Genomic DNA, 25,468 nt, shown 5'->3' on the forward strand with positions numbered 1-25,468 from the left:
TCATGCCGAGGCTACTAGACATGAAAGATCCAGTGGATTGCTTCGGCTGACCAGATTGAAAGACTACTCCAGTTAAGGAAATATGGAGAAATTTCGAGTTTAAATTGCAAAAAATTTATTCAGACGTAGTTCTTAGTAGAAAGGAGAGCACAGATGAATTTTAAGCAACGGCTGCTTTTTGGTGATGAACCTCTATTCGGCGCTTTTTTGAATATTCCGTCAACAAGCTTGGTTGAGATTATTGGCATTGCTGGTTATGACTACTGTATCATTGATTCAGAACATGGAGAATTTAACAGTGAACGAATTGAAGATTGTCTGAGGGCGGCAACATCGGCAGGAATTCCTTGTATAGTACGTATTGCCAAGCTTGATTCTCAGATGGTTCAGGCCGCCTTGGATATGGGGGCTGATGGTATACAGGTACCCCAAGTTGATAATGCTCTCCAGGCAAAGGCAGTCGTAGAGTATAGTAATTTTCCACCAAGAGGGGTAAGAGGATATGGTTCGAATACCCGTGACGCTAAATATGGATTTTTGTCCAGGAGTGAGGCAATAGAAAAAGCTGCCCAGGAAAAGGTGGTTATAATCCAAATTGAATCTGTAAATGGAATGGAGAACTTGGCAGAAATTCTGGATACTCCGGGTATAGATGTAATATTTATAGGAACCGGAGATTTGTCCCTCAACCTAGGTTATGACAAAGCCAATGATACTAGAGTGCTGGATCTGATACGCAAAGTTGTACCAAAGATTCAGGGGGCAGGTAAAGTCGTGGGTGTGCACATAACCGATTGGTCCTGGTTAGATTGTTTAATCGAATTAGGTGTCCGGTATTTCACTGTTTCTGCTGTAGGCGTCATCAAGGATGCATTCAAGTTGAATGTAGAAGAGATTGCAGCGAAAAAAGTAAGATTCAAAGGAACAAGGAGTAATTACAATGGAGAATAATAACACATTTGAGGTTTCGTCTGTTCGCTATCCACAGGTGGTACACATGGGATCTGATTCTCTCCGCAAACTTGGACAGGAGGCTGTGGAGCTGGGTGGCCACCGGGTCATGGTGATAGCTGACAAGGGCATTGTTGCAGTGGGTATCGCTGAAACAGTTCAAGATCAATTAAAAGAAAGTGGGCTTGAGGTATATTTATACAGCGAATTTAAACAAAGTCCGAGCTTAGAAGATGTTAATACTTGTGCGGCACAAGCCAGGGAAAAGAAGATTGACCTCCTAGTTGGGGTGGGTGGCGGCAGTTCAATCGATGTTACCAAATCGACTGCTATACTTGGAACGAATTCAGGAAACTTTAATGACTATTTGGGGCTTCACAATATACCTAAACGCGGTTTGCCTAAGATATTGATTCCTACAACGGCGGGATCGGGGAGTGAAGCAAGCCAGGCTGTCGTGTTGAAAGATGAGGTTGACGGGGTTAAAAAGGTAGCATATAGCAGATATTTAATGGCGGATACAGTAATTCTTGACCCGTTGCTAACACTTTCCATGCCAAGAACAGTTACTGTGGACAGTGGTCTAGACGCTTTAATTACTTCGATTGAGCATTATATCTCACTCGGCTCAAATCCTCCAACAGATATAGCAGCCCTGGAATCTATTCGTTTGATAGCTGGCAATTTAAGGACAGCATTTGCCTACGGCAGGAATATAAAGGCACGTTATGACATGTTGTTGGGGAGCTTTTTTGCAGGTGCATCCAGTTCAGCTGGTCTGGGTGGGATACATTGCCTATGTTATCCCCTTGAATCTTTGTTTCAGCTAACGCATGGCAGAGCCAACGCCGTAATTGCTCCTCACGTACTGGAGTTTAACAGAACATCTACTATGACGAAATTTAGCGTCATTGCTGAGGCAATGGGCGAAAAAGTTGACACTCTAACATTAGTAGAGGCATCAAAAAAGGCAGTAAGTGCAATGAGGGAAATACTAGCGGATCTTGGAGTTTCAACAAGGTTACGTGACTATAATGTTTCCAGAGAATCATTATCCGATATGGCCGAATTAGCAGTAAAGTCGGGAAGCCGGCTTTTGCAGACCAATCCTAGAATTCTTTCCATTGAAGATGCAAAGGACATTTATGAAAAAGCATGGTGATCTCGGAAGGCTTAAGAGATAAGAAGGCGTCCCTTTAATGAACTGAAATGGGGGAGAAGACAGTCCTATCTTGTTAATTAAGAGGCTACTGTTTTTATGACATAGCTCCAGACAAGTGCAGTGTGTCTGAGAATAATAACTATAAGAGAATATTCAAAGTGTCACTTTAATCTTGGCAATTATAAATGTGGAAAATGGTGAGGAAAAAATGAAGGAGAATAAGCTGAAAAGTCTCTCGGAAGCGATAAGTGGTATTAAAGATAACAGTTCCATTATGATTGGTGGATTTATGGGATGTGGAAGCCCAAAGAGTCTTATAGACGAAGTAGTAAAAAGCGGGGTTCAAAACCTTCTGGTTATTAGCAATGATACAGATTTCGAAGGAGTTGGGGTCGGGAAACTAATTGCAACGGGGCAAATTGCAAAGCTAATCGCTTCGCATATCGGAACCAATCCGCAGACTGGAAAAAGAATTAATACTGGAGAGTTAAAAGCAGAGCTCAATCCTCAAGGTACTTTGGTAGAGCGTATTCGAGCAGGCGGTGCAGGGTTAGGTGGTGTTCTCACACCGACTGGAATAGGAACTATTATTGAAAATGGTAAACAAAAAATAATAGTTTGCGAAAAAACTTATTTGCTTGAGACACCATTAAGAGCGGATTTCGCGTTAGTGAAGGCTTACAAAGGGGATATATCAGGAAACCTTGTGTTCAGAGGATCAGGCAGGAATTTTAATTTAGTCATGGCTACAGCAGCAGACTATGTTATTGCCGAAGTAGAGGAATGCAGGGAAGTCGGAAAAATTGATCCTGAAGAAGTCATGCTCCCAGGGATTTTCATAGATGCTGTGGTACAAGGAGTGTGAGCTAATGACGTCTAAAGAATTAATTGCGCGGAGAGTGGCTAAAGAGTTCAAAAATAACGACATAGTAAATTTGGGAATTGGCATGCCGACTATGACTACAAATTATATACCGGAAGGAGTTAATGTTACCATTCAGTCGGAACATGGCTTACTAGGTATGGGGCCAAAACCTAAAGCGGGTGAAGAGAACTGGAATTTGGTAGATGCTGGTGGCCAACCGGCAAGTATCATCTCGGGAGGAGCCTTTTTTGACAGTGCAATGTCCTTTACCATGATTCGGGGGGGGCATATTGACAAAACCGTCTTAGGTGCATTACAGGTAGACCAGTACGGTAATCTTGCGAATTGGATGATTCCCGGAAAACTCTTACCGGGGATGGGAGGTGCCATGGACCTTGTTGTAGGTGCCAAAAAAGTAATTATTGCTATGGAACATACAACAAAGGATGGGAGCCCTAAAATTCTGAAGGAATGTGATTTACCTCTCACTGCATGCAATCAAGTAGATCTTATTATTACCAATATGGCTGTAATCGAGGTGACAAAGAGTGGATTAGTTCTGAAAGAAATTGCGCCCGGGCTAACAACAGAGGAAGTTCAAATAGCAACTGAAGCAGAATTAATAATTGGTAATGATCTAAAAGTTATGGAAATATAAAAATTGTATTAGCTGGGTAGTCGGTTAGCTCCTCCTCGTTCTGTTTTCGTTGCCCTCCAGTTATATACAATAAAAGCCGATAACACACATTCTTTGCTTTCTGGCAGGGTACTAAGAGACTCGAAAGGATAATGAGTAAAAAATGGAAAGTTAATAAAGAGTATTATGGGGATACTCCTGAGTAAGTATACGGAACCTGCTCCCCGGTCTGCCGGCAATTTCCTGACGGGTGTTCTGTTGCCGTGGAAAAGTGCCATGCCTTATGCACAGTACTTTGACTATGGGAAAAAGGAAATTAAAAGGCAGGTCAAATTATGCAACGTTGCATAATTTAACCTGCTGCTAAGGTGCTTATCCTCTTGAGAGATATTTCTTTGTTAGAGGTTGGAATAATCTCAGTAGGCGGATCTTGATGCCTAACTCTGGGAAATAGAAACCTATGCCTCAAAAATATTAATAAGGAATGGATATTCGAGTGTCCTCCTGATGCCGAAATGCGGTGGTAGGAGGGTTCATTAGCTAAAGGGTGGCTTCAAGGATTGGTGATTAATGGAAGCAAATGATAGAAGCTTGGCTATAGCATGAGATTGCCGTCATCCGACACAGGGCAAGGCGCATCCAGCGTTTCTTTTATTTGCGCAATCAGCTCCAGCTCCGAATGCAGGAGTTTAAGGTGAAATTCCTGCAACTCGACCTTAAGCGGCATAAACAGGGTCTCTTCCATATGAGTCTGGGCTGCCACGCAGTCCAGGGAGTCGAGCAGATACTTTTCCCGCGCTTTGAGGAGTTTTTCCCGCGTGGGGATATTCAGCAGATGAAAATAATACAGCCGCATCATGCATTCGTCGCGGTTTTTTATCACTGTCTCGGGGATGTCCCGTAAGATACTGATAAACTGCATTCCGCCTTTAGCGGTAATGCTGAAAATATTGCGGTTCGGTTTTCCTTCGCCAAGCTCAACTTTTTTGGTGATATCGCCCTATTGCTCATAGCGTCTGAGCAAGGAGTACAGCGTATTGTTGTTAATGGTGGTGCAGGCGCTGAACCGCTCCGAAAGCAGCTTTTTGATGTTATACCCGTGGTGCGGCCCGTCCATCAGGCAGCCGAGAATAAATATGTCATAGCACATCTTAGATTTTTACAGCCAACCGGGCGGCTTCCTCAATGGCATCCACAATTCTCCGCGGCTTATCCGCATCGCCGATCACGTGGAGGGAGGGTACTTTTCCTTCCAGTGCTGCTTGAAGGGGGTTGTAGGCTTTTGAGCCCACCGCCAGAATCACCATATCGTAGCCTGAGAGCGTCAGCTCGCCGGAAGGAGTGAAGCAGATTGCGCCGTCGGCAAGAAATTTTTTCACCTGGGTATTGGTCAGAATATCCACATTACCCTCTTTCAGCGCCCTGAAAACAAAAAACTGAATGCTCGGGTGCAGTCCCGCGCCTGCCTGGTCCAGCATTTCGACGATGGTTGCCTGACGGTTCTGGGTCAACAGGTATTCCGCGGTTTCAAGCCCCACCAGCCCGCCGCCGACAATCAGCACACGCTTGCCCGCCATGACTTGCCCGTTCAACACATCAACAGCCTGCACCACCGGTATGCCGTCATTGGGGATGGCTGGCGCAGCCGGGGTTGCGCCGGTTGCCAGGATGACTTCATCGGGCTTAAGGTCAAGAACAGCTTGGGCATCCGCTTCGCTGCCCAGTCTCAGGTCGACGCCGTATTTCCTGCACATTGCGGTATAAAAGCGGATTGCTCTGGTCAGTTCATGCTTGAAGGGCGGCACGCTTCCGGGGATAACCTGCCCGCCGGCCTTTTCATTCTTCTCAAACAGGGTGACTTGATGCCCTCGGGCCGCGGAAACCCAAGCAGCCTCCAGACCGCCCATGCCGCCGCCAACGATGACGATGCGTTTGGGTTTTTCAGCTTTATCAATTTGCATGAAGAGCTCATGTCCGGTGAAGGGATTGATCATACAGGAGACGCCGTGATCATTGGGGTCAATACCAGGCGCGCCGTTGCAGCGCGTTAAACAGCCGACACAGGGGGAGATTTCGTCCGCTCTGCCTTCCTCGACCTTGTTGGGAAATTCCGGGTCAGCCAGGCACGCCCGTCCGAGGGCAACGAAGTCCGCAATGCCGCTGGCGATCACATCCTCCGCCATACTGGGATCGGTGATGCGGCCAACGGCAATGACAGGAATATGAACCCCTTGCCTGACGGCTTGCGCCGCATCCAAATTAAATCCCTGAGGTACATTGGCCGGCGGGACCATGTACTGCATGCTGGCATAAACGCCGGTGGATACATGAATGGCGTCTGCGCCTGCCTCCTCCAGCATTTTGGCGATCAAGACGGTTTCCTTCAGTTTTCGCCCGCTTTCTACCCGCTCCTCACCGCTGATGCGGAAGATAATAGGGAACTCCTGACCGCATTTATGCTTGATATTCCTAATTAGCTCCACGGAAAAGCGGACTCTTCCCGACAAATCGCCGCCGTACTCGTCAATGCGCTTGTTGCTGTAGCTGGACATAAACTGGGCAGGCAGATAGCCGTGGGCGCCGTGGACTTCTACGCCGTCAAAGCCCGCGGCTTTGGCACGGAGCGCCGCGTCCCCGAATTTTTCAACAATCTCCTGAATTTCAGCGACGGTCAGCTCCCGTGGCAGTTCCTTATTCACCGGGCACGGGATGGGTGAGGGAGCCACCGGCTGCAAACCGCTAAAGAGGGAAGTAGTCTGCCGGCCGGAATGCTGGAGCTGCATGAAAATTTTGCTTCCCTGGGTATGAATGGCCTCCGTCAGCCTTTTAAAGCTTGGGATGCAGTCAGCAGAGTAGTTCACCAGCTGGCCGGGAAGAGCTTTTCCCTCCGGTGAAATGGTTGTGAATTCCGTAATGAGCAGACCAAAGCCGCCCTTTGCCCGGGCGGCGTAGTAGGCAATCAGCTCATCCCCCACGGTTCCGTCTTCGTTTCCGTGGTGGGAGCCCATTGCAGGCATGATGAAACGGTTTTTCAGTTCAACCCGACCGATTTTTCCGGTGCTTGATACTTTCTCGTACATACGCTACCTCCAATTAGCCATAATGGTGTTATGTTAAAATAACATAGTATATCATAACATGAAAGCTTTTTTCAGCAAGAAAACAGGGAAATGCTTTCTTCTTTAAGGATTTCCCCGTTTAAACTATTTATCCTTTAGAGAATCTGAAGGAGCCATGAGGTCTGTCTGTGGTACAACTCTAACACCGGCAGTACTGTGGAGTCTAAATTAATTTTGTTGAGCTGACAAAATTATTCGGATGATTAGTATAATTATGGTATTCTAGGTTTGTACGAATGAATAAGGCGGGTGGGCGGCCGAACCCCGGAAAGGGGGTGAGGCTTATAAGTACATACCAGGCATTGATGTTTGCCGTAACGTTTACGACGTTAGTCGTTCTAATAATCAATGGAAAGCAAAAGAGCAAGCATCCCACCCTTTCCCCTAGGGATCGGTACTTCCCGCAATTTATCGACCCTATTAAGGTGATTTACTAAACAATTAAGGAGAGCCACTTAAACATGATTATTACCAAAGACTGGTCATGTTTGCTCGACTGCATGAAAAAATTAAATAAAGTATTAAATTTCTTCGCAATCGCAATTATTATGTTGACAATGTTGCTTTCTAATGTATTTGCTACTGAAACAGCAGCATCGCGTTTAGCAGGCACATCTGCAGCACAAACCGCAGCAGTAATCGCAGAACAGACGGGCTGGGCTGGAACTGCAATTCTAGCATCCTCAGAATCTTATGGCGAATCTGATGCACTGACCGTCGGTCCACTAGCCAAGTTCCTTAATGCCCCTATCCTATTGCAAGAAGCGGGAGCAATGCTGAATACTGACACCAAAGCTGAACTTATCAAGCTCAATGTTAAGAAAGTTTATGTGACCAGTGGAGCTGCTGTCATTAACCAAACAGTATTTGACCAATTGACCGGCATGGGTATTACTGTTATATCCCTCGCTGGGGTTGATCGCTTCGAAACATCCGTGAACATTGCTAGGGAAATGATTGCCCTTGGTGCCCATGTCACTAAAGTTGCCGTTGCAAACGGTTGGTCGAACCAAGACGCGCTCTCGATTGCTCCGATTGCAGCTGCTTCCAATGAGCCGATTCTCTTAACCGAAAAAACTTCAGTTCCTGCTAGTGTTCAAGCGTTCTTAACTGCTAACGTGAATGTTACTTCCTCAGATGTTATTGGCGGACTTGGTGTCATCAGTGATGCGGTAAAGGCTCAATTTCCCAATGCTACCCGTCATTATGGCAAGACAGCCTATGACACCAACAACCAAGTTATCACAGATTTTAGCTCATCCCTTGATTTTAAAAATGTCTATATCGCTAACATCGTAAATGGCATTGATGCTATTGCTGGCGCACCACTTGCAGCGCAGACGAAATCTGCTATTGTTCTCACGGACGGAACGATTCACACTTTTGATGCTGCTACCTTCGTACGAAGTAAACTCACTTCAAGTAGTATTGTTACTGCTCTCGGCGGTGAATCCGTTGTTCCAGAGAATGTACGGATAGGTCTAAAAGCGGATTCCGACGTTACTACCTTAAGTGGTCAAGCCGAAGAACTGCTGTCAAAATATGACTTACACCCGAAAGATGTTGCGAAAGAACAGGCATTTAAACTAGAAGGAAATGTTGATCTGCTCAATGATGCATCACTAAAAATTGGGTTTGACTTGTCAGAATATAAGGGAAAAGAGGTAAAGGCGTTAGTTTATACTCTTAAAGAGACTTCACAATATAATGGTGGTTTAGTTAAGGCTTATGTCCTTTTCGATAGAGCCGTTATAGGTGCTTATTTAATCCTGGATGGATACACTCCAGGAGTAGCGTCCTTAAACGACAGAAGTTATTTTATGCCAATAAGTTTGATTGCAAACGATTTAGAATTTAAAGGAGTTAAAAAGGTTGAAATTGAAGGTCCATGGGAACAAAATCAATGGGTACATCAGCTAACATTATCAAGCAGTAATGATCTGGATTCGTTTCTCAATTTAGTTAGTAAGTCAATCCCTGTACAGCAAAATAAGGGATATACGTCACCGGATTCAGTGAAAAAATATATAATCATCTTATATTTCGAAGATGGGCCAGTTGTTAGGGGCCGACTATATTTGGGCGTAGACTTTACAAAACTGACATTGGATCCGTTCTCAAACTGGTCATACGACACATCAAATGAGTTGAGAACGTTTGTTGAACAGTCTCTGGGGTAGTGTCCCGCGTCGGCTAACTTCTTGAGATTTCTGAGGGATCTTAGAAATAGAAGAAAGCCCCATGATTAGCAACTTTGCGAGTTACAAGCCGGATTTTCCCAACAGTGTAACCGTGGACGCCACCGGTAAGTATAATTTGACTAAAATTTTCGGGAAATTAAATGTTCATTCGAGATCAGAAGCAATATATGAAGCCAAACGTCTCGGTCTTATTCCTAATGGAGATTTCATATAGTAATAGGTTTAAATGATGAGGGTTAAAAATATTTCAGGGGCCACGTGGTCCCTTTTTTCGTCGTAATTAAATAGGCTTGCGGTGACCGCAAACGAATTGCGGTATCTTGCAGTACGATTTACGGTGCAAAAGTATTTAGATTATAGTAAAGTAATTTGGTAAGAAAAAGGTTTATTTTTCCAAAGAAGTCGACCTAGGGAGTTCGGTGTTTGTAAGGAGAGAAAAAGCAAAATCAGTATGAACGCTAATACTTCCCGAAGTCATTAAATTAATAGCGGCTGAAGCGTTGAGTAGGCTCTATTGTATTTGAATGGCTTTCGCCGTTTAAATAAAGACGCCCCCAGATCATCATACCAGCAAAGTAACAAATGATCTGAAGGCGTTGACCCCATGCTTTCACCCCCATAATTGATATTTATAGTTAGTTCTACTTAATATTACCAATATCCTTCTTGAAGAAATAATTTAAATATATGTAACCTTTTGGGGTACTAAAACCCTCTATATATTGTAAGAAGTTAGTCCAGAGTGTCTACGTCATTAGATTAAATGTAACATTTTCAAAGGACTAAGGTAGAGGAGGAGATCATAAAAGATACAGAGGTAAGATTTGCTTTACAGAAGTTCATTCATTACGGTTCTTTTCAATTTAGAGGGAGGAAAGATAAATGAAAAAGATTATAACTTTTATACTTGCACTTTGCATGGTGGCCTCATCGGCCTCACTTGCGTTTGCAACAGACAGCGAGTTGTTAAGCAAAGCGGGGTCTGTCAATACAGGATATATAAATCAAACTGACATCCCGAAGGTAGATATGACTCCTCAAAATACCAGTAAAACTAGTAGTATTAGCCAGCCTAATATTGCAACGTATTATTACGTCTGCGCTGTTCAGTGGGCACGTACTGATAGCAAATTATTCTCACAGTATCTTACAAGTAGTTGGGCTAATGCATCAAGCTATACTTGGAGTCAGGCAGTAGCAACAGCTTGGTCTTTGGGTGGGTCAACTACTATTGACGTCACAAATGCTATCAAGGCTCAGGTTGTAGCTACACTTACTCGAACTACAACATATACTGTTGCAATAACACTTCCAGCTGACGCTACTAGATTAAGTAAATTGGGATTTTTCTCAGATTTCACAGAAAAGTATGTGTATACTGAGAAACGTTTTCCCCTTGGAGGAAGCGCCTATCGTGTAGACGCCTCTTATTACAACAATGTATATGAACCATTGGCCAATACCTATCTAATGGTTGTTTACAATTAATTCTAATAATTAATATCGTTGAATGAACTTCTGTAAGTTTTTTTAAAAAGAGGTAAGGTTATGAGAAAAAAGACTACTCTTCGTGTGCTATTAGTTGTAATTATTAGTATTATGCTAACATCAGTAATTTACGTTAAAATAACTTTGAACAACACAAAGCCTGATTATAGCATTAGTTTTATAAAGACAAAGCTTTATATTTCAGCATTTGTTGGGCAGGAAGTGACCTTCCCGTTGACCTTTATTACGGACAGAAATGTGGACATAGCAAAAATAGTTGATAGTGTTCAATTAATAGTCGACAAAGATGTGGCTGAAATTAGCAAATGGGAAGTTTCCAAGGGCAGTGAGTATAAAGATTGTAAGCTGAATAATTTAAGCTTAGTGCTAAGAATTAAAAACACTGGTGTTTGTAATGTGCATGGCGTGAGGATCAAATTTAAGGATGGAACCGATAAACAATATGAATTTAGTGATTGGCTCATAAATGCGTTTAATGATTCCCCGAAAAACCTCGAAGTTGCATCTAAGGAGATGTATATATCTTCTAATAACAAAATAATGTTCGACTTTAGAAATATATCGACCAAAACACTAAAACTAATTAATATCGGTTTTAATTCGGATAAAGTCCTTGTAAAAAATGCAACATTCAAGTTAGGAAATAATACGGTTAACGATATTAGTGGCATTGAGTTAAAACCCACTCAAACAGTAGAATGTAATCTTGACACAGAATTGGTGGATGCAGATGTGTACTTCATTAGGCCATTTATCGAATATATAATAGATGGAACCATTCAAAAAGAACCCATTACAAATGGTACAGTTTTCGGATTACCTTTTAGTGGGGAAAAAATGGAGAGTATGTATCAGGATTATCTTAAAAAGAAAAATTAGCATGACTACGAGTGAACATCAGATCAAGCATAGAAAGTGCTAATTGACATCAAAACTAGAGCCTGTCACCTAGCACTTTAGCTGCTACCTCAGTCAAACCATTGATATCACTGGTATTTAATTTTAAAGGTGTATCAAATTCGAAGTTATTTAACGTTTTTGTCTGACCTCGATTTCTGCTAAAATCAGAGGGGAAGAGAGGTCGAAATAGGATTATTCTCCATCGACAATATATCAGGATTACTCCATTAATGAAGAGTTATTTCAGTTTGTCACACGCCTAAGCCTAGCTCCATATTCTGTGAATAAAGTAGCAGAAAGGACAGGTAGTAGGATGAATGATTTGATCACAGAACGTACGCCGCTTGTGATTGTGGCTGAAATAAATACGATCAGATATCGGGCAGGGAAAATCCTCCTTATCAGCGCCATTGAGATCGGCCGGTGCCTGAAGGAGGCCAAGGACCTGCTTCCCTATGGAGAATGGGGCAATTGGTTGAAGGAATCGGTCAGTTACTCTCAGCGAACGGCCGATAGGTTAATGCAGCTCTGCGAAGAGTACGGGACGAAACTGCTCGCCGCCTCCGACAGTGACAACCATCCAGATTCGTCACCGGTAACGAATCTGACCTACACCCAGGCGCTCATCCTCCTTGGGATCCCGGAAGAGGAGCGGGAAGAGTTTATCGCCGAGCATGGTGTTGAGAGCATGACTAACTTGGAATTGCAGCAGGCTGTCAAGGACAAAGACCAGGCCATTCAGGAGAAAAAAGACCTCCCAAAAGACCTGATCTTGAAAAGCAGCGAACTTGCCCAATTAACCACTTAGTAATAATGCAAATTGAACTATATTAAGCTAACATAGTATATTATAACATAGAGACTCTTTTCATCAAAAAAACAGGGAAATGCTTTCCTCTTTAAGGATTTCCCTGTTTGAACTATTTATACTTTGAGAATGGATTTAGAACATCAAGGGTAAGTTTTTTACCATTATCTTATAGGCAATCGAAAAAGGATTACCCCCATATCTTGTCGAAAAATACCTTGTGACAGATTAAGTGGGTGTTACGGGCAGCACTATGCGGCCAGACGGGTATAATAAACCTCATATAAAATGCTTATCCTCAATACGAATGCGCGTGATCGCATTGGGGATAAGCATGGAGCTTCTCACACCATCATTTGTCAAACCCTACCCAATGCCTGATTTTGCTGGCTTGCTTTGATATTAATGAATGTACAATTGAATTGTGCTATAATATGGTAAATCCATCAGTCTTGGCCAATGAGGGGGGTTTATAGTGGGTTTAACTGAACCTCAAGTCATTACAATCGCTGAATATAATAAACTCAGGGAGAATTCCGAGGGTCGATTGGAATATATCGATGGGATAGTGTATATGACCCCATCTCCTTCGACAAAGCATCAAAGAATTTCCGGCAGATTGCAGGCGAGGTTATTCAATTTTCTTGAGGGGAAAGAATGTGAAGTCTTCACCGCACCCTTTGACATTGAGCTTAGGACAACTGATCCTGATCAAGGAGATCAGATCGAAAAAACCAAGGTAGTCATTCCGGATTTATCGGTTATCTGTGATAAAACGAAACTTGGTGAAAATAAATATGCCGGTTCACCTGAACTTATCGTTGAAATTTTATCTCCTTCAAATCAAGCTCATGATCTCGTTAAGAAACTTAATTTATATATGCAATCCGGGGTTAAAGAGTATTGGATTGTTAATCCTCTTTTGAATACTGTACAGATCTATGGTTTGAATGAGGAAGGTCAGTATCAGCAGCTCGAGGTATTGAAGGAAACAGGGGTGGCCCATTCAGAGGTTTTGCAAGGATTTAGTATGAATCTTGAAGAGTTATTTAAGTGAGTGCCTAAGATATTGTGTATCGTTATTGCACTTCTTCTTTACATGTCCTTATTTTGTCTTACAGCATAAAGACAGGAATGAAGAATACTTTGTGAGCCCCAGTGTTATACTGCAGGGTTTTATTTTATTCACTTTGGCAAAGATAATTGGACAATGGAAAGAAAAGAAATCGGATCTATTGCAATGGTTTCAAGAATAAGCATTAATAATAGGTGAAGATTAATAACAGTAAGGGGACCCTGCACTATCCTTAGTGTTTTTAGGTAATCCTTTTGTCTCTCAATAATGGGGCTAAGTTTAAAGAAGATTGGTTTCAGAACGAGAAACATGCCCTTCTCTATTGATGGGATAGGGGCAATAATTGAAGAGGTGAAAGTATGAAAAAAAGTTTGGGTGCTAAAACATTGATTTATCCTACGCCGATTTTGGTAGTAGGTACCTATGATGAGGAAGGCAAGCCGAATGCCATGACCGCTGCCTGGGGAGGGATTTGCTGCTCTTCTCCGCCTTGCGTGACGGTTTCGCTGCGCAAAGCCACTTATACTTATGGCAACCTTATGTCGAAAAAAGCCTACACCATAAATATCCCTTCAGAAAACAATATTAAAGAGGCCGATTACTTTGGCATGGCAACCGGAAGAACGGAAGACAAATTTGCCAAGACCGGTCTTACACCGGTAAAAAGTGATTTTGTTGATGCTCCGTATATCAAAGAATTCCCGATTAATTTAGAGTGCAAAATAATCCAGGTCGTTGAAATCGGCCTGCACACTCAGTTTATTGGTGAGGTTATGGATGTTAAAATGGATGACAGCCTGCAGGAAAAGGGAGACCAGCCTCTTGTGGAACAACTACGGCCTTTGATTTATGCTCCCGAAGGTAGACATTACTATGGCATAGGGAAGCAAATTGCCACGGCCTTTTCCATCGGCAACGGAATAAAGTAGGGAATTAAAAAAATTAATTTTTACCTCAAGTATTATAATTAGAGGGCATTTTAGGCGGATAGAGTTATAAAATAGCTGCCAGGGCGTCTTAGGCGTTCTGGCTTTTGCTATTTGTGCCCGGATCGCTAGAAACCGGCAAGTACTTTTAATATTTGTACATTGGGCAAAACGGGTTGCCATTTCCTTTAAAAACGATGAAGGTTTTGCCTCGGGAAATATTTCCATATCCCTTTTTTGAGCGTATTTAGAGTGATATAATGGGACAGGAAGTTAATCCTCCGGCCCAGGGGGGGCCTTAATGATGGTGTAACCAGGGACTGAGATGATAAGAAAAGGAGGGCTAGGTTGTGAAAAAATTCGTATGTTCTATTTGCGGTTATATCTACGATGAAGCTATGGGCGATCCGGAGAAAGGAATTGCGCCGGGGACAAAATGGGAAGATGTGCCGGAGGACTGGGTTTGTCCCTTATGTGGGGCAGCGAAAGCTGACTTCGCTGAACAACAAGTTGGCAGTCAGCCTGTTGTACCGGAGCTAAGCGCCGGAGAAAATGACCGGGATGAACTTCGGGAGCTGTCCTTTGGGGAACTGAGCGCATTGTGTTCCAATCTTGCCAAAGGATGTGAAAAACAGTATCGAACTGAGGAGGCTGAGTTGTTTAACCAGTTGGCCCGATACTATGAAGGTAAAAACGGCCTGCAGGGTGAAAGTCGGTTAAACGATCTCAGTGCACTGATTCAGCAGAATTTAAGTTCAGGCTATGCACAAGCCACTGCAGTTGCCGCCGGCGCTGCCGACAGAGGAGCACTCAGGGCGCTTACATGGGGGGAAAAAGTAACCAAACTATTGAATTCCCTGCTGAACAGGTATGAAAAACAACAGGATGCCTTATTGGAAAATACGCATGTTTACGTGTGTGAGATTTGCGGTTTTGTCTACATAGGGGAGGAAGTCCCTGAAATTTGTCCGGTTTGCAAAGTTCCCAACAAGAAAATTACAGAGGTAAAAGGGGGTAAATAAAATGCATGCAGTGAGAAACATCAGATTATGTACGAAAGATTGTCTCTGCCTATATGTTTGCCCTACAGGAGCAACCGATACCGAAACGGGTCAGATTGATGCTTTAAAATGTCTGAAGGGCTGCCGCGCCTGTGTTGATGCCTGCCCATCCCATGCGATTTCCCTGATTCCGGAGGATTTTCCGCCTCAGCAGGAAAAAACGGAGGCAGTTAAAAAAGTCTTGCTTTCCTTGGCCGAAAGCAAGACAAAACAGGAAAAGATAGCCGCCGGCATTGTGCAAACCTCCGCTAACCCTATTTTGAGCCGGTTTGCCCAAGCTCTGAGTACATCAAATAGAATTATGGCGGAAGATCTTCTCCGGGAAGCCGGCTATATGCTTCCCCAGAGTCAGAACGTTCAGGACCTTCTTCAATCCTTGCTGAATGCCTCACAGCCGGAAGATTTCCCGGCAGACGCTGTCGAAAGGTTATTGGAGATACTTAAAAATAAGAAAGTTAAAGTTCAGGAGGAGAAAAAAATGGCTAAATATCGTTGTTCCGTCTGCGGCTACATTCACGAGGGAGAATTAGCGGAAGGCTTTACATGCCCGAGATGCAAGCAGCCGGCTTCTGCCTTTGCAATCATCGAAGAGAAAGCTAAAGCCCTTAATTCCTATGCCGGAACCAAAACCGAGAAGAATCTGCTGGAAGCTTTTGCGGGAGAAAGCCAGGCCAGGAATAAGTACACTTATTTTGCTTCGATCGCCCAAAGAGAGGGTTACGATCAGTTATCGGAAATCTTTTTGAAAACAGCGCGGAATGAACAGGAACATGCCCGTATTTGGTTTGAAGAACTGGGAAATCTGGGCAAGACGGCTGAGAATCTTTTACATGCGGCCGAAGGTGAAAATTATGAATGGACGGATATGTACGCAAGATTTGCCAAAGATGCCGATGCGGAAGGATTCGGAGAATTAGCCGCACGTTTTCGCAGGGTGGCGGCCATTGAGAAGGCCCATGAAGAGCGTTATCGCAGGTTATTGAAAAATGTGGAGATGCAGCAGGTGTTTGAAAAAGGTGAAGAAGCCATGTGGGAATGCCGTATCTGCGGGCATCTGGTCATGGGCAGGAAAGCTCCGGAAGTGTGTCCGGTATGTAAATATTCCCAGAGCTATTTTGAAGTAAGGAAAGAAAACTATTGATGGTCATGATCTGAGACCGGTTTTTACTCCAAGAACTTACGGCATTTTTAGCTGCTTTTGTTGCCGCGGCTTTTTCCATAGGTAATGAATAAAGCAGGCAATGGAGAATAACTAGCGGCCAGAGCGTCTTAGACGTTCTGGCTTTGCTATATGTGGCAAAAGACAGGCAGACTCAGATTACGGACCAGACTCATCGGAGGCGGTCCGATTTTTTTAGGGGGAGCAGCAGGGGCAGAGAATAGGGATCTTGGGCGTGGGGGGACTTGAAATAATGATTTATGGAATGACGATTTATAGGGTATAATTGTATAAAATTCAAAAAGACAGGAGTTTGTTCATGTGCAGCTAGCGCTAAAAGCGACGGGAGAAGGAGCTAAAATGCTTTCGTTTCTCTTGTCCAAGAATCCGCAAAATCTTTATGACCGAATGGAAAAGGGGCATCGCGTTCGTTTTACTTATACTGTCTTTAGTGAGTGTGAAGTCGAAGCTGTGATCTTTGTCACGCCCGATCCGGTTGAACTGGTTAAAAACAGCCCGGATACTTATGAAATTACTCAATATATCAATGACAGGGAATTTGTTGTCAGCAGTATTTTCTGCTCCCAGATTCGTTCGGCCCTGGGAACAGCTCTGAATGGCCGGCCCAAAGAAGAGTATCTGGAGTGGGCTAAACATGCCTTTGACCTGACTGTTGGCTTTGGACCGGTGGCTACCGATTTGCCGGATGCTGCGCTTAAGCGAATGTTTGAACCGCTGGGTTATCAAATAGAAATTGAGCGGGGACAAGCCTCGTATCACTTCCAGCTCAAGGAGAGAAGCTCCGCCCGTTTTATACATTTACAGGGTAAGGAAACTGTTCAAAATGCTCTTAAACATCTCTTTGTGCTGATTCCGGTCCTGGATAATTACCGGCATTATTTTATCGATGAGCGTGAGATAGAAAAGCTGGAGCGATATGGGGAAGGATGGCTGGGCGGTCACCCCCTGAAGGAGCTGATTATTCAACGGACGCTGCGTTTTAGAGACTTGATTGAGCGGATGGAAGGGCATCTTGTCCAATCCAATCATCTTGATCAACTCGATAATCCCGATAATCCCGTTCAAACAGAGGGTGACCATGAAGCTTTAACACCGGAACCTACTCTGAGCCCCCAACCTGTCGTCAGATTAAATGAGCTGCGCTATCAAAGGGTCGTTAAACTGGTGCAAAGTTTGCCGGCCAAAGAACGTATCGTTGATTTCGGGGCAGGGGAAGGCAAGTTGTCCGTCAGACTTGGCTTTATACCGGGTGTCAAAGAGATTTTAGCGGTGGAGCCGACAGAGAAGGAACAGCTCCGGGCCCTCAAACGCTTCTCAGAAGCGGGCCGCAAGGAGGGCTTTATGGCACCGACCCCGCTATGGGGCTCCTTATTTTATTTTGATGAGCAATTGTGTGCTAAAGATGTGATGATTCTCAATGAAGTCATCGAGCATATTGACGAAGACCGCCTGCCGCGGGTGATGGACACCATCCTGGGCGGCTACAAGCCCAAGGTTTTAATTATTACAACTCCGAATGCAGAATATAACGCGGTTTATCAGATGGAAAACCAGGAGTTCCGCCATAAAGATCATCGTTTTGAGTGGAGCCGGGCTAAGTTTGCGGAGTGGGCCCATGCTTTGGCGGAGCACTATTCCTATAAGGTCCGATTAGAGGGCATCGGCGCGGAAGCCGAAGGGTATGGTCATCCTTCACAAATAGCTATCTTCTCAGAACAAGGTGGAATGAAGAATGAGTAAAGAAATCAGAGTTCCTCACGCGGGAATCGTCTTGCTGGTGGGGCCGTCTAACAGCGGCAAAACGACCTTACTCAGGCGGTTGGTCAAACAGGGGATTTTGCTGCCTTCAGAGATTGTCAGTTCGGATCAATTTAGGGTCCTGGTTGCCGATACGGAATTTATAAAACTTGATAAACGTTCTAAAGATGAGCAAGACGTGCTTTATGCGGAGTACCAGTTGATTTCTCAAAAAGCCTTTGCAGCGATGGATTATCTCCTGGAGTCCCGCTGCGCTTTAGGCAAGCTGACTGTAGTAGACGCAACTCATCTTTGGCCGGAAGACAGGAAGAAGTACCTTGATCTGGCCCGGCGCAAACATGTTCCCATCATGGCTGTTGCCTTAGATATCGATGACCGGTTATTGTTCGAGCGGGACGAACACAGGGAGCAGCCCAGAGGACGGCAGCGGATCAAACAGCAAGTACGAACCTTCAAAAGTAATCTGCGTTCCCTGAAGACGGAGGGGTTTTCCGGTTCCTATATCTTAAACGAACAGGAAGCAGAAGAGGCGCGTTTTAGCCGCTTAACGAATCCGTTGCTCAAAGAGGTCGGGGCTGGTCTTGATTTTATCGGGGATATCCATGGCTGCTATAGCGAATTTCTGGCTTTGCTGGAGAAACTGGGATACCGGTCAGATGCAGAGGGAGTCTACACTCATCCCCAAGGCCGCAAACTCGTATCGGTAGGGGATGTGCTCTCCAGGGGTCCGCGTAGTATTGACTGCCTCAAATTCTTTATTAAGCATGTAGAAAAGGGTTTAGCCTACATGGTCGACAGTAACCACGGCTGGAAGATTGCCCGCTGGCTGTCCGGCCGTAAGGTCGAATTAAGTCATGGGGATGAGCTGATTGCGGTCGAGTTTGCCGCTTATGAGCGGGAACACGGCCATGAAGCCGCGGCGGAATTGAAGGAAAACGTGAGAAGCCTGCTGCTAAGCGCACCTGCAAATTTAGTATTTACGAGCAACGGCGTCAGAGTGGTTGTCGCAGTTCATGCCGGCATACGGGATCACTACATCGGCAAGGAATCCGAACAAATCAGCGACTTTTGCCGTTATGGTGATACGGACGGTTTCGGAGAAAGCGGGAAGTCGGTGCGCAAAGACTGGTTTGTCAACCATGTATCGGGAGAAATGATTATCTGGGGGCATGACCCGCGGCCCCAGCCGATGGTGGTCAACAACACGATCAATATTGACCAGGGCGTCGTTTTCGGCGGCAGGTTAACCGCTTACCGTTACCCGGAAAAGACGTTTGCAGCGGTTGAAGCTCAGAGAGACTATGCCGAAGATCCGGAGAGCTTTCTGCAGCAATGGAAAAAAGAACGCTTTAATCCTCCCAATATCCGGAGTTTTCTCACCGGTTATTCCGTAATGACTGAAGATTATGGGGAAATTAAAATTCAGGCTGATTATGTAAAACCGGCGATTGAAACGGTTTCCCATTATACGGTCCCGCTGGAGGAACTGCCCTATATCCCTCCTACCATGAGTCCCGCTCCCGCTCCGTCGCCCTTGGATAATTATTTTGAACATCCGCGCGAGGCTTTTAATTACTATCGGAGTCAGGGAATCACCACTATGATAGCGGAGAAGAAACATATGGGCAGCAGGGGGATTCTGCTTTTATTCAGAGATGAAGCAGATGCGCTCGTATATGTCGGAAGACCGACGTTGGGAACTATTTATACCAGGACGGGCCGGGGGTTTTTTGAACAGGAGTTGTCACGGAAGATCATCGGGCAACTGAATAGAGACCTGAAGCAGGGACAGTATTTTGCAAAATTCGACACGGATTTTGTGCTGTTGGATGCAGAGATTCTGCCTTGGAATTTAAAGGCCAAGGAGTTGATTAGCTCTCAGTACGCTCACGTTTCCGAAGCCGCTCTCTTGGACCGCCAAAAGCTTTTAGAAAAACTTGAGCTGGCCAGGCTGAACGGCTGGGAGGTTGACTCCTGGATCGGGGAGTTCCGGGGAAAGGTGGAGAATGCCCAAGTCTTTCGCGAAGTGTTTCAAAACTATTGCTGGGATACCCGGGGGGGTGAGGGAATCAAAATTGCGCCCTTTCATGTCCTGGCTCACCGGGGGCGGACCTATTTTGACCAATCTCACCTCTGGCATATGGAGCGGAATAAGGAGCTCGCCAAGCTGTCTTCTCTCTTGTTGGAGACTGAATACAAAGTTGTGACGGATGAAAAGTCTGAGCAGGAAGCCGTTCTCTGGTGGGAGGAAATGACGGCAAAGGGACATGAAGGTTTTGTGGTTAAGCCGGAAACCTTTATCGCCAGGAATGAAAAAGGCCGGCTGGTGCAACCGGCAATTAAAGTCCGCGGCCGGAAGTATCTGCATCTTATATACGGCCTGGACTATTTGCAGCCTGAGAACCTGAGGCGCTTAAAGCAGCGCAATGTTAAACGTAAACAGCGTCATGCCCTGATGGAATTTGCTCTGGGAGCGGAAGCAGTCAGGCGTTTTGTCAATCGGGAGCCCCTCAGCCGGATTCATGAATGCGTGCTGGCAACCCTGGCTTTAGAAGCGGAGCCGGTTGATCCCAGGCTCTAAAAACCAGCTCTTTGAAGATTTCGGTTTAGCGGCCTTTATGAGGAAATTAAGGAGATGATGCAATGGACGCCAACGGTATCAAGCAGTATATACGATATATCGAATTGGATAGAGAAAAAGTCCCGTCATTTTCCGAGTATCCTTTTAATCTGCCGGCGATTAAGAATTTACAGAGGTTATCCTTCCATCCGCAGGTCACCTTTATTGTCGGAGAAAATGGTTCCGGCAAGTCAACGATCCTGGAATCCATAGCCGTAGCCTATGGATTTAATGCTGAAGGCGGTACCAGGAATTTTAATTTTACGTCGAGAGCGACTCATTCCAAGCTCAATCATTATCTTAAAGTTGTCAGAGGCACCCAAAGGCCCCGGGATGGTTTCTTTTTAAGAGCGGAAAGCTTTTATAATTTTGCCTCAAACATAGATGACTTGGATTCGGAACCCGGCGGACCGCCAATCATTAAGTCTTACGGCGGTATATCGCTGCATGAGCAATCCCATGGCGAGTCATTTTTTGCCCTGTTTCAAAATAGGTTCGGCGGTAAAAGCCTGTACATTCTGGACGAACCTGAGGCGGCTTTATCGCCAACGCGGCAAATGTCCATGCTTTCCATAATGCATGATTTAGTCGGGGAGGGGTCTCAGTTTATTATTGCCACTCATTCCCCCATAATCATGGCCTATCCCCAGGCCCGGATATACGAAATTAAAGAAGGAATTGAAGTTGTAAAGTATGAGGATACCGAACATTATCAGGTCACGCGTGCTTTTATCAATAACCCTAAGAAGATGCTAAGAGAACTGCTGGAATAATGGGAAGGAGTCAGTTCGCGGTTCACAGAAGTAAGCTGCGACTACAGACATTTGGCATCAGCAAAGGTACATATAAAGACTGTCCTGGTAGGCGGAGGAAGTTTGGCAAAACAATCTTTTTCAATCCTGTCAGCGGGCCTCTGTCAGACTGGACTCCTATTGGGCTATCCGTCAGGGAAATTGCCGAGCTGAAAAAACAGAGACGAAACCTCCAGCAATAAGTCCCTTTTTGCTGGAAAGAGAAGATGGAAGTTCGATTATGAAACATGGAGTCAAAGGATCTTGTAAAAAGGTTATTGACTTTTTTAGATGAATAAACTACAATAGCAAAAATTAAAAATATTAAAGCAATGAAGAAAAAGAGTACTTGTTTTCGGATGGCAGAGAGAAGATGACCGGTGAAAATCTTCGTGAAGAAAACAGGGAAGCCATTTCTGAGCTGTTTGGCCGAATGTGATATCTGTCCAGTAAGCTTTACCGGAGTTCCGACCGTTATAACGGAAGCGGCATTTTGTGCCGGCAGAGAGCAGAGTAACCTCTGAATTTAGGTGGTAACACGGATTTGCCAATTCGCCCTAAGCTGATTAAGTCAGCTTAGGGCTTTTATTTTGGGCTTTAGCCTCTTGAGGAAGCCAATCAAAGCTGCCTTGCCGTTAAAGCAGAGAGTTGTGTAAGTTCCTGAATTACAAATAAAGCCATCCGTTAAGCAGATGGCAAAAATTTTGGAAAGCGGTGATTTTTTAATGAGAACATTTACTATGTCAAAAAAGCTGGATTATGTCTGCTATGATGTGCGCGGGCCCGTGCTCGAGGAAGCGGAGCGCATGCGCAGTCAAGGCGTGGATATTTTGAGTTTAAATATCGGCAACCCGGCTCCTTTTGGATTTGAGGCCCCTCAAGAAATCATTCACAAGATGACGGAAAATCTGCACAAGGCGGAAGGATATTCGGACTCCAAGGGTATTCTCTCAGCCCGTGAAGCCATCGTCGATTACTGTGATTTCAAAAAAATACCGCAAGTCGGAGTCAACGATGTCTATACCGGCAATGGTGTCAGTGAGTTAATCCTTATGGCCATGCAGGGACTTCTCGACAACGGAGATGAGATTCTCCTTCCCTCGCCCGATTATCCGCTGTGGACGGCGGCTGTCACTCTGGCGGGGGGAAAAGCTGTCCATTATATCTGCGATGAGCAGTCCGAATGGTATCCGGATATCCAGGATATACGCAGAAAAATAACCTCAAAGACGAAGGGTATCGTTGTCATCAATCCCAACAATCCGACCGGTGCATTATATTCAACCGAATTATTGCAGCAGATTGTAGAACTTGCCCGGCAGCACAGTCTGATTATTTTCTCTGACGAAATATATGACCGTCTGGTGATGGACGGCAATCAGCACACATCCATCGCTTCCTTGGCTCCCGATTTATTTATTGTAACCTTGAACGGCCTTTCCAAATCCCATAAGATCGCCGGATTCCGCTGCGGCTGGATGTGCTTAAGCGGAGACAAGTCACAGGCGCGTGGCTATATTGATGGCTTAAACATTCTCTCATCCATGCGGTTGTGTTCAAATGTACAATCCCAATACGTCATTAAAACAGCCCTGGCGGACATCGATAAATGCGACGACACCCTTTTACCCGGAGGACGGATCTATGAGCAGCGCGAATATATCGTCAATACCTTAAACAATATTCCGGGTCTGCAGGTGTTTAAGCCTAAAGCGGCCTTCTATGTCTTCCCCCGGATCGATACCAAGCGGTTCAACATCACGGATGATGAAAAATTTATCCTGGACTTCCTGCATGAAAAACATATCCTCATGGTCCATGGGCGGGGATTTAACTGGCAATTGCCGGATCATTTCCGTATCGTATATTTGCCAAAAATTGAGGAATTGAAAATTGCCTGTGAGCGCCTGGGGGATTTCCTGGAGGGGTACCAGCAGGCCTGATTGGCATGAGATTTTTGTTTGATGAGATAGTAAAGAAGAAAGCAAAAGAGAAAATAAACATGAAGCAATTGCGACTTTGTGCAAGTCTTCCGGTGAGCCTATGTATTATACGAAAAATGGCGAGGTGTGATCTCGTGGTCATGAATATAGGGGCGTTTTACCAGTCGCAAAAGAAATGCTGAAACTGTGCGAAGAACTGCTGCTGTTGAGGAAGACCGTCTGCTGGATGTGCCGAAGTGTCACTGGATGAAATGGACAGCTGTCTGGAGAGCATTATTGATGAGGTAAAACATAGAAAAGAAGTGACAATTATAGTGGGATTGTGTTTGTGCGTGCTCGTCAGATGATGGCGGGCATGTCTCGGCAAGAATACCAACAAGTTCGCCGATTCTTAACGAACAACGAATAAAAGCATCTAAAGGAGCCCGATCATGAAAAAATGCCATAAATGCAAATCAAATGAAGCTAGTATTCATGATGCAGAGATCGGCGATTTTTGCTTGGATTGCCATAATGAATATATGGCTGAGTTACTTGGAGTAAGCATCACGAATAATTTCTCTAAGATTGTATCGTTCAATGATGCCGAAAGGATTGTGCATCAATTTGAGATTTCAAATATGATTATGCCGGGATTTTCTGTATGGAAAGCAGAAGAAATCGATGGTGGTTATCAGTTTGAAATACTTCTAAAGCCGGAAGAAAATCAGGTATGGGCAATTGAACAATTGCATCAAAAGATACTGACTGGTCTCGGATACAAAACGCTTTCACGTAGGCTGGATAGTAATTTTATAGATAATGCAATTCACCTAAAAAATGAGCAATATAGCCTTAAGAGTGTTGGCACGTGTCGGATTCAATACTCTAAAAGAGAAAATATATGTTTGATTGTGGATGGAAAAAGAATTTCTCTAGATGATTTTGGGCGTGCACTCACGGCTTTTGAGGGCTTTAATCTGGATTTTCAGATAAGGGATCTGTCCGATGAAGTCCTTGGCAAAGATACAGTATTACATAGGGTAAGTATCAACTCCAACGTTATCATGGAGCGGTTTGAGAGGACTTTGGGATGGTTTTTAGAGCATAACTTTTTAAGTTACAAACATAAAAGTGCTTGTGAAGAGGCCCTGTTTGAACGGATAGATGAATTGGAGTTGCTATGCAAGTATGGCAGCCGGGATGATGCGGAAGATGTTGGGAGAAAGATGAAAAGGAGGCTCGCAGCTATAGATAATGACACAGATGATTTTCCGAATTATCTTGTGGAGATGATTGACCAAGTGATTGGGAAAAAATCGTGATACAGAGAATAATCAAGTGAATGCTGCTTAATGAAAAAACATCCTCTTCTCACCGGAAGAGGATGTTCGCATTAGTGGAACTAAAATTGAGAAATCATATTTTTCCCTGTTCAGACTCGTCTAATTTCATCATGTAGACCGATAAGCCACCTGTCATGGCGGGCGCTCTCTTGTATAAAAGACCCAAACCCCGCCGATATGATTGCGTTGATTTCAGCCTGGATCCCGAAAATGAGATCTGAGTTAATCGGAAAATCGCTCTTCCAGCCAGTATGATAGGTCATTAATATATTTGTCTAAGTCATCGCCGATTAATTGTGAGGCAGTTATCTGAATTGCCTTATCAAAGGCATCATCGTCGTCGACCTGGTCTAAATAACCGTTTATCTTCAAAAGAATTACTGCAGCATAAAATCCAACCCTTTTATTTCCGTCTACAAAACAGTGATTTTTAGTGAGAAAGTACCATAGCATTGCTGCTTTATTAAAAGGGCTGGGATATTTATCGTAACCAAAATGAGGGTATTGTTGGTCAAGAATACTTTGAATTTTAGAAGCAGTATCACTGTAATAACCGAAGCTTCCACCGAAAACTTTAATTGCCTCATTGTGAATTTCAAGAATATCATTAACAGATAATAGGTCGATATTATCCATA

21 protein-coding genes, 1 pseudogene and 1 other annotated feature are annotated in these 25,468 nt (G+C 44.4%); of the genes and pseudogenes, 18 read left to right on the top strand and 4 right to left on the bottom strand.

Annotated elements, in window-relative coordinates; all coding sequences use genetic code 11:
• Window positions 1-153 precede the first annotated feature (153 nt).
• The 4 genes from REC12_RS17470 to REC12_RS17485 all read left to right on the top strand — a co-directional run bounded on the left by REC12_RS17470 (window position 154) and on the right by REC12_RS17485 (window position 3,636).
• The gene (locus tag REC12_RS17470) at window positions 154-951 is read left to right on the top strand and encodes an HpcH/HpaI aldolase family protein (RefSeq protein WP_308896667.1); all 798 of its coding nucleotides are present in this window, start codon (window positions 154-156) and stop codon (window positions 949-951) included.
• Complete coding sequence (locus REC12_RS17475; RefSeq protein WP_308896669.1) at window positions 941-2,113, top strand: iron-containing alcohol dehydrogenase; 1,173 nt, start codon at window positions 941-943, stop codon at window positions 2,111-2,113. Before REC12_RS17470 ends, REC12_RS17475 begins: the two co-directional genes overlap by 11 nt.
• Window positions 2,114-2,285: 172 nt before the next feature.
• The gene (locus tag REC12_RS17480) at window positions 2,286-2,978 is read left to right on the top strand and encodes a CoA transferase subunit A (protein ID WP_374214222.1); all 693 of its coding nucleotides are present in this window, start codon (window positions 2,286-2,288) and stop codon (window positions 2,976-2,978) included.
• 4 nt (window positions 2,979-2,982) lie between these two features.
• On the top strand, window positions 2,983-3,636 hold the full coding sequence (locus tag REC12_RS17485; protein ID WP_308896671.1) for a 3-oxoacid CoA-transferase subunit B: 654 nt from the start codon (window positions 2,983-2,985) through the stop codon (window positions 3,634-3,636).
• A gap of 574 nt (window positions 3,637-4,210) precedes the next feature.
• Here the strand turns inward: REC12_RS17485 and REC12_RS17490 are convergent.
• The 3 genes from REC12_RS17490 to REC12_RS17495 all read right to left on the bottom strand — a co-directional run bounded on the left by REC12_RS17490 (window position 4,211) and on the right by REC12_RS17495 (window position 6,695).
• Window positions 4,211-4,537 (bottom strand): hypothetical protein, encoded by a 327-nt coding sequence (locus tag REC12_RS17490; protein WP_308896673.1) that lies wholly within the window; start codon window positions 4,535-4,537, stop codon window positions 4,211-4,213.
• A 78-nt stretch (window positions 4,538-4,615) separates the two neighbouring features.
• Window positions 4,616-4,765 carry a PadR family transcriptional regulator gene (locus REC12_RS26535; protein WP_374214223.1) on the bottom strand — a complete coding sequence of 50 codons (150 nt, stop codon included), beginning with the start codon at window positions 4,763-4,765 and terminating at the stop codon, window positions 4,616-4,618.
• A 1-nt stretch (window position 4,766) separates the two neighbouring features.
• The gene (locus tag REC12_RS17495; protein ID WP_308896675.1) at window positions 4,767-6,695 is read right to left on the bottom strand and encodes an oxidoreductase; all 1,929 of its coding nucleotides are present in this window, start codon (window positions 6,693-6,695) and stop codon (window positions 4,767-4,769) included.
• A gap of 500 nt (window positions 6,696-7,195) precedes the next feature.
• Between REC12_RS17495 and REC12_RS17500 the strand changes: the two genes are divergently transcribed.
• The 14 genes and pseudogenes from REC12_RS17500 (at window position 7,196) to REC12_RS17565 (ending at window position 24,810) form a co-directional block, all read left to right on the top strand.
• Window positions 7,196-8,914, top strand: a complete 1,719-nt coding sequence (locus REC12_RS17500; protein WP_308896677.1) for a cell wall-binding repeat-containing protein — start codon at window positions 7,196-7,198, stop codon at window positions 8,912-8,914.
• A gap of 61 nt (window positions 8,915-8,975) precedes the next feature.
• Window positions 8,976-9,149 carry a hypothetical protein gene (locus REC12_RS17505; protein WP_308896679.1) on the top strand — a complete coding sequence of 58 codons (174 nt, stop codon included), beginning with the start codon at window positions 8,976-8,978 and terminating at the stop codon, window positions 9,147-9,149.
• Between the two features lie 668 nt (window positions 9,150-9,817).
• Window positions 9,818-10,423 (top strand): hypothetical protein, encoded by a 606-nt coding sequence (locus REC12_RS17510; protein ID WP_308896681.1) that lies wholly within the window; start codon window positions 9,818-9,820, stop codon window positions 10,421-10,423.
• Between the two features lie 60 nt (window positions 10,424-10,483).
• Window positions 10,484-11,323 carry a hypothetical protein gene (locus tag REC12_RS17515; RefSeq protein WP_308896683.1) on the top strand — a complete coding sequence of 280 codons (840 nt, stop codon included), beginning with the start codon at window positions 10,484-10,486 and terminating at the stop codon, window positions 11,321-11,323.
• Window positions 11,324-11,657: 334 nt separating this feature from the next.
• A pseudogene (locus REC12_RS17520) lies at window positions 11,658-12,149 on the top strand (DUF3102 domain-containing protein); the annotation flags it as partial.
• Between the two features lie 478 nt (window positions 12,150-12,627).
• The gene (locus tag REC12_RS17525; protein WP_308896686.1) at window positions 12,628-13,209 is read left to right on the top strand and encodes a Uma2 family endonuclease; all 582 of its coding nucleotides are present in this window, start codon (window positions 12,628-12,630) and stop codon (window positions 13,207-13,209) included.
• A 377-nt stretch (window positions 13,210-13,586) separates the two neighbouring features.
• Window positions 13,587-14,156 carry a flavin reductase family protein gene (locus REC12_RS17530; RefSeq protein WP_308896688.1) on the top strand — a complete coding sequence of 190 codons (570 nt, stop codon included), beginning with the start codon at window positions 13,587-13,589 and terminating at the stop codon, window positions 14,154-14,156.
• A 347-nt stretch (window positions 14,157-14,503) separates the two neighbouring features.
• Complete coding sequence (gene rd, locus REC12_RS17535) at window positions 14,504-15,175, top strand: rubredoxin (RefSeq protein ID WP_308896690.1); 672 nt, start codon at window positions 14,504-14,506, stop codon at window positions 15,173-15,175.
• A gap of 1 nt (window position 15,176) precedes the next feature.
• A complete protein-coding gene (rbr, locus tag REC12_RS17540) occupies window positions 15,177-16,355 on the top strand; it encodes a rubrerythrin (RefSeq protein WP_308896692.1) in 1,179 nt (392 codons plus the stop codon).
• 339 nt (window positions 16,356-16,694) lie between these two features.
• Window positions 16,695-18,134, top strand: coding sequence for a 3' terminal RNA ribose 2'-O-methyltransferase Hen1 (locus REC12_RS17545; RefSeq protein ID WP_308896694.1), 1,440 nt, complete (start codon window positions 16,695-16,697; stop codon window positions 18,132-18,134).
• A complete protein-coding gene (locus REC12_RS17550; protein ID WP_308896696.1) occupies window positions 18,127-20,733 on the top strand; it encodes a polynucleotide kinase-phosphatase in 2,607 nt (868 codons plus the stop codon). The genes REC12_RS17545 and REC12_RS17550 overlap by 8 nt, the downstream gene beginning before the upstream one ends.
• Before the next feature lie 62 nt (window positions 20,734-20,795).
• A complete protein-coding gene (locus REC12_RS17555) occupies window positions 20,796-21,545 on the top strand; it encodes an AAA family ATPase (RefSeq protein WP_308896698.1) in 750 nt (249 codons plus the stop codon).
• Window positions 21,546-21,886: 341 nt separating this feature from the next.
• Window positions 21,887-22,126 (top strand) — a binding site (T-box leader).
• 162 nt (window positions 22,127-22,288) lie between these two features.
• A complete protein-coding gene (locus REC12_RS17560; RefSeq protein ID WP_308896700.1) occupies window positions 22,289-23,506 on the top strand; it encodes an aminotransferase class I/II-fold pyridoxal phosphate-dependent enzyme in 1,218 nt (405 codons plus the stop codon).
• A 431-nt stretch (window positions 23,507-23,937) separates the two neighbouring features.
• On the top strand, window positions 23,938-24,810 hold the full coding sequence (locus REC12_RS17565) for a DUF7713 domain-containing protein (protein ID WP_308896701.1): 873 nt from the start codon (window positions 23,938-23,940) through the stop codon (window positions 24,808-24,810).
• A gap of 243 nt (window positions 24,811-25,053) precedes the next feature.
• Here REC12_RS17565 and REC12_RS17570 read toward each other — a convergent pair whose 3' ends face one another.
• Window positions 25,054-25,467, bottom strand: a complete 414-nt coding sequence (locus REC12_RS17570; protein ID WP_308896703.1) for a type II toxin-antitoxin system death-on-curing family toxin — start codon at window positions 25,465-25,467, stop codon at window positions 25,054-25,056.
• Window position 25,468: the final 1 nt, after the last annotated feature.

Origin of the sequence: Candidatus Desulfosporosinus nitrosoreducens (assembly GCF_030954495.1) — a bacterium.
GTDB lineage: Bacteria > Bacillota > Desulfitobacteriia > Desulfitobacteriales > Desulfitobacteriaceae > Desulfosporosinus > Desulfosporosinus nitrosoreducens.

Coding starts and splice junctions, on each gene's coding strand:
- REC12_RS17490 (WP_308896673.1), bottom strand. CDS start 4,537: ATGCAGTTTATCAGTATCTTACGGGACATCCCCGAGACAGTGATAAAA.
- REC12_RS17495 (WP_308896675.1), bottom strand. CDS start 6,695: ATGTACGAGAAAGTATCAAGCACCGGAAAAATCGGTCGGGTTGAACTG.
- REC12_RS17475 (WP_308896669.1), top strand. CDS start 941: ATGGAGAATAATAACACATTTGAGGTTTCGTCTGTTCGCTATCCACAG.
- rbr (WP_308896692.1), top strand. CDS start 15,177: ATGCATGCAGTGAGAAACATCAGATTATGTACGAAAGATTGTCTCTGC.
- REC12_RS17510 (WP_308896681.1), top strand. CDS start 9,818: ATGAAAAAGATTATAACTTTTATACTTGCACTTTGCATGGTGGCCTCA.
- REC12_RS17550 (WP_308896696.1), top strand. CDS start 18,127: ATGAGTAAAGAAATCAGAGTTCCTCACGCGGGAATCGTCTTGCTGGTG.
- REC12_RS17530 (WP_308896688.1), top strand. CDS start 13,587: ATGAAAAAAAGTTTGGGTGCTAAAACATTGATTTATCCTACGCCGATT.
- REC12_RS17470 (WP_308896667.1), top strand. CDS start 154: ATGAATTTTAAGCAACGGCTGCTTTTTGGTGATGAACCTCTATTCGGC.
- REC12_RS17570 (WP_308896703.1), bottom strand. CDS start 25,467: ATGGATAATATCGACCTATTATCTGTTAATGATATTCTTGAAATTCAC.
- REC12_RS17555 (WP_308896698.1), top strand. CDS start 20,796: ATGGACGCCAACGGTATCAAGCAGTATATACGATATATCGAATTGGAT.
- REC12_RS17560 (WP_308896700.1), top strand. CDS start 22,289: ATGAGAACATTTACTATGTCAAAAAAGCTGGATTATGTCTGCTATGAT.
- REC12_RS17565 (WP_308896701.1), top strand. CDS start 23,938: ATGAAAAAATGCCATAAATGCAAATCAAATGAAGCTAGTATTCATGAT.
- REC12_RS17505 (WP_308896679.1), top strand. CDS start 8,976: ATGATTAGCAACTTTGCGAGTTACAAGCCGGATTTTCCCAACAGTGTA.
- REC12_RS17485 (WP_308896671.1), top strand. CDS start 2,983: ATGACGTCTAAAGAATTAATTGCGCGGAGAGTGGCTAAAGAGTTCAAA.
- REC12_RS17500 (WP_308896677.1), top strand. CDS start 7,196: ATGATTATTACCAAAGACTGGTCATGTTTGCTCGACTGCATGAAAAAA.
- REC12_RS26535 (WP_374214223.1), bottom strand. CDS start 4,765: ATGTGCTATGACATATTTATTCTCGGCTGCCTGATGGACGGGCCGCAC.
- REC12_RS17515 (WP_308896683.1), top strand. CDS start 10,484: ATGAGAAAAAAGACTACTCTTCGTGTGCTATTAGTTGTAATTATTAGT.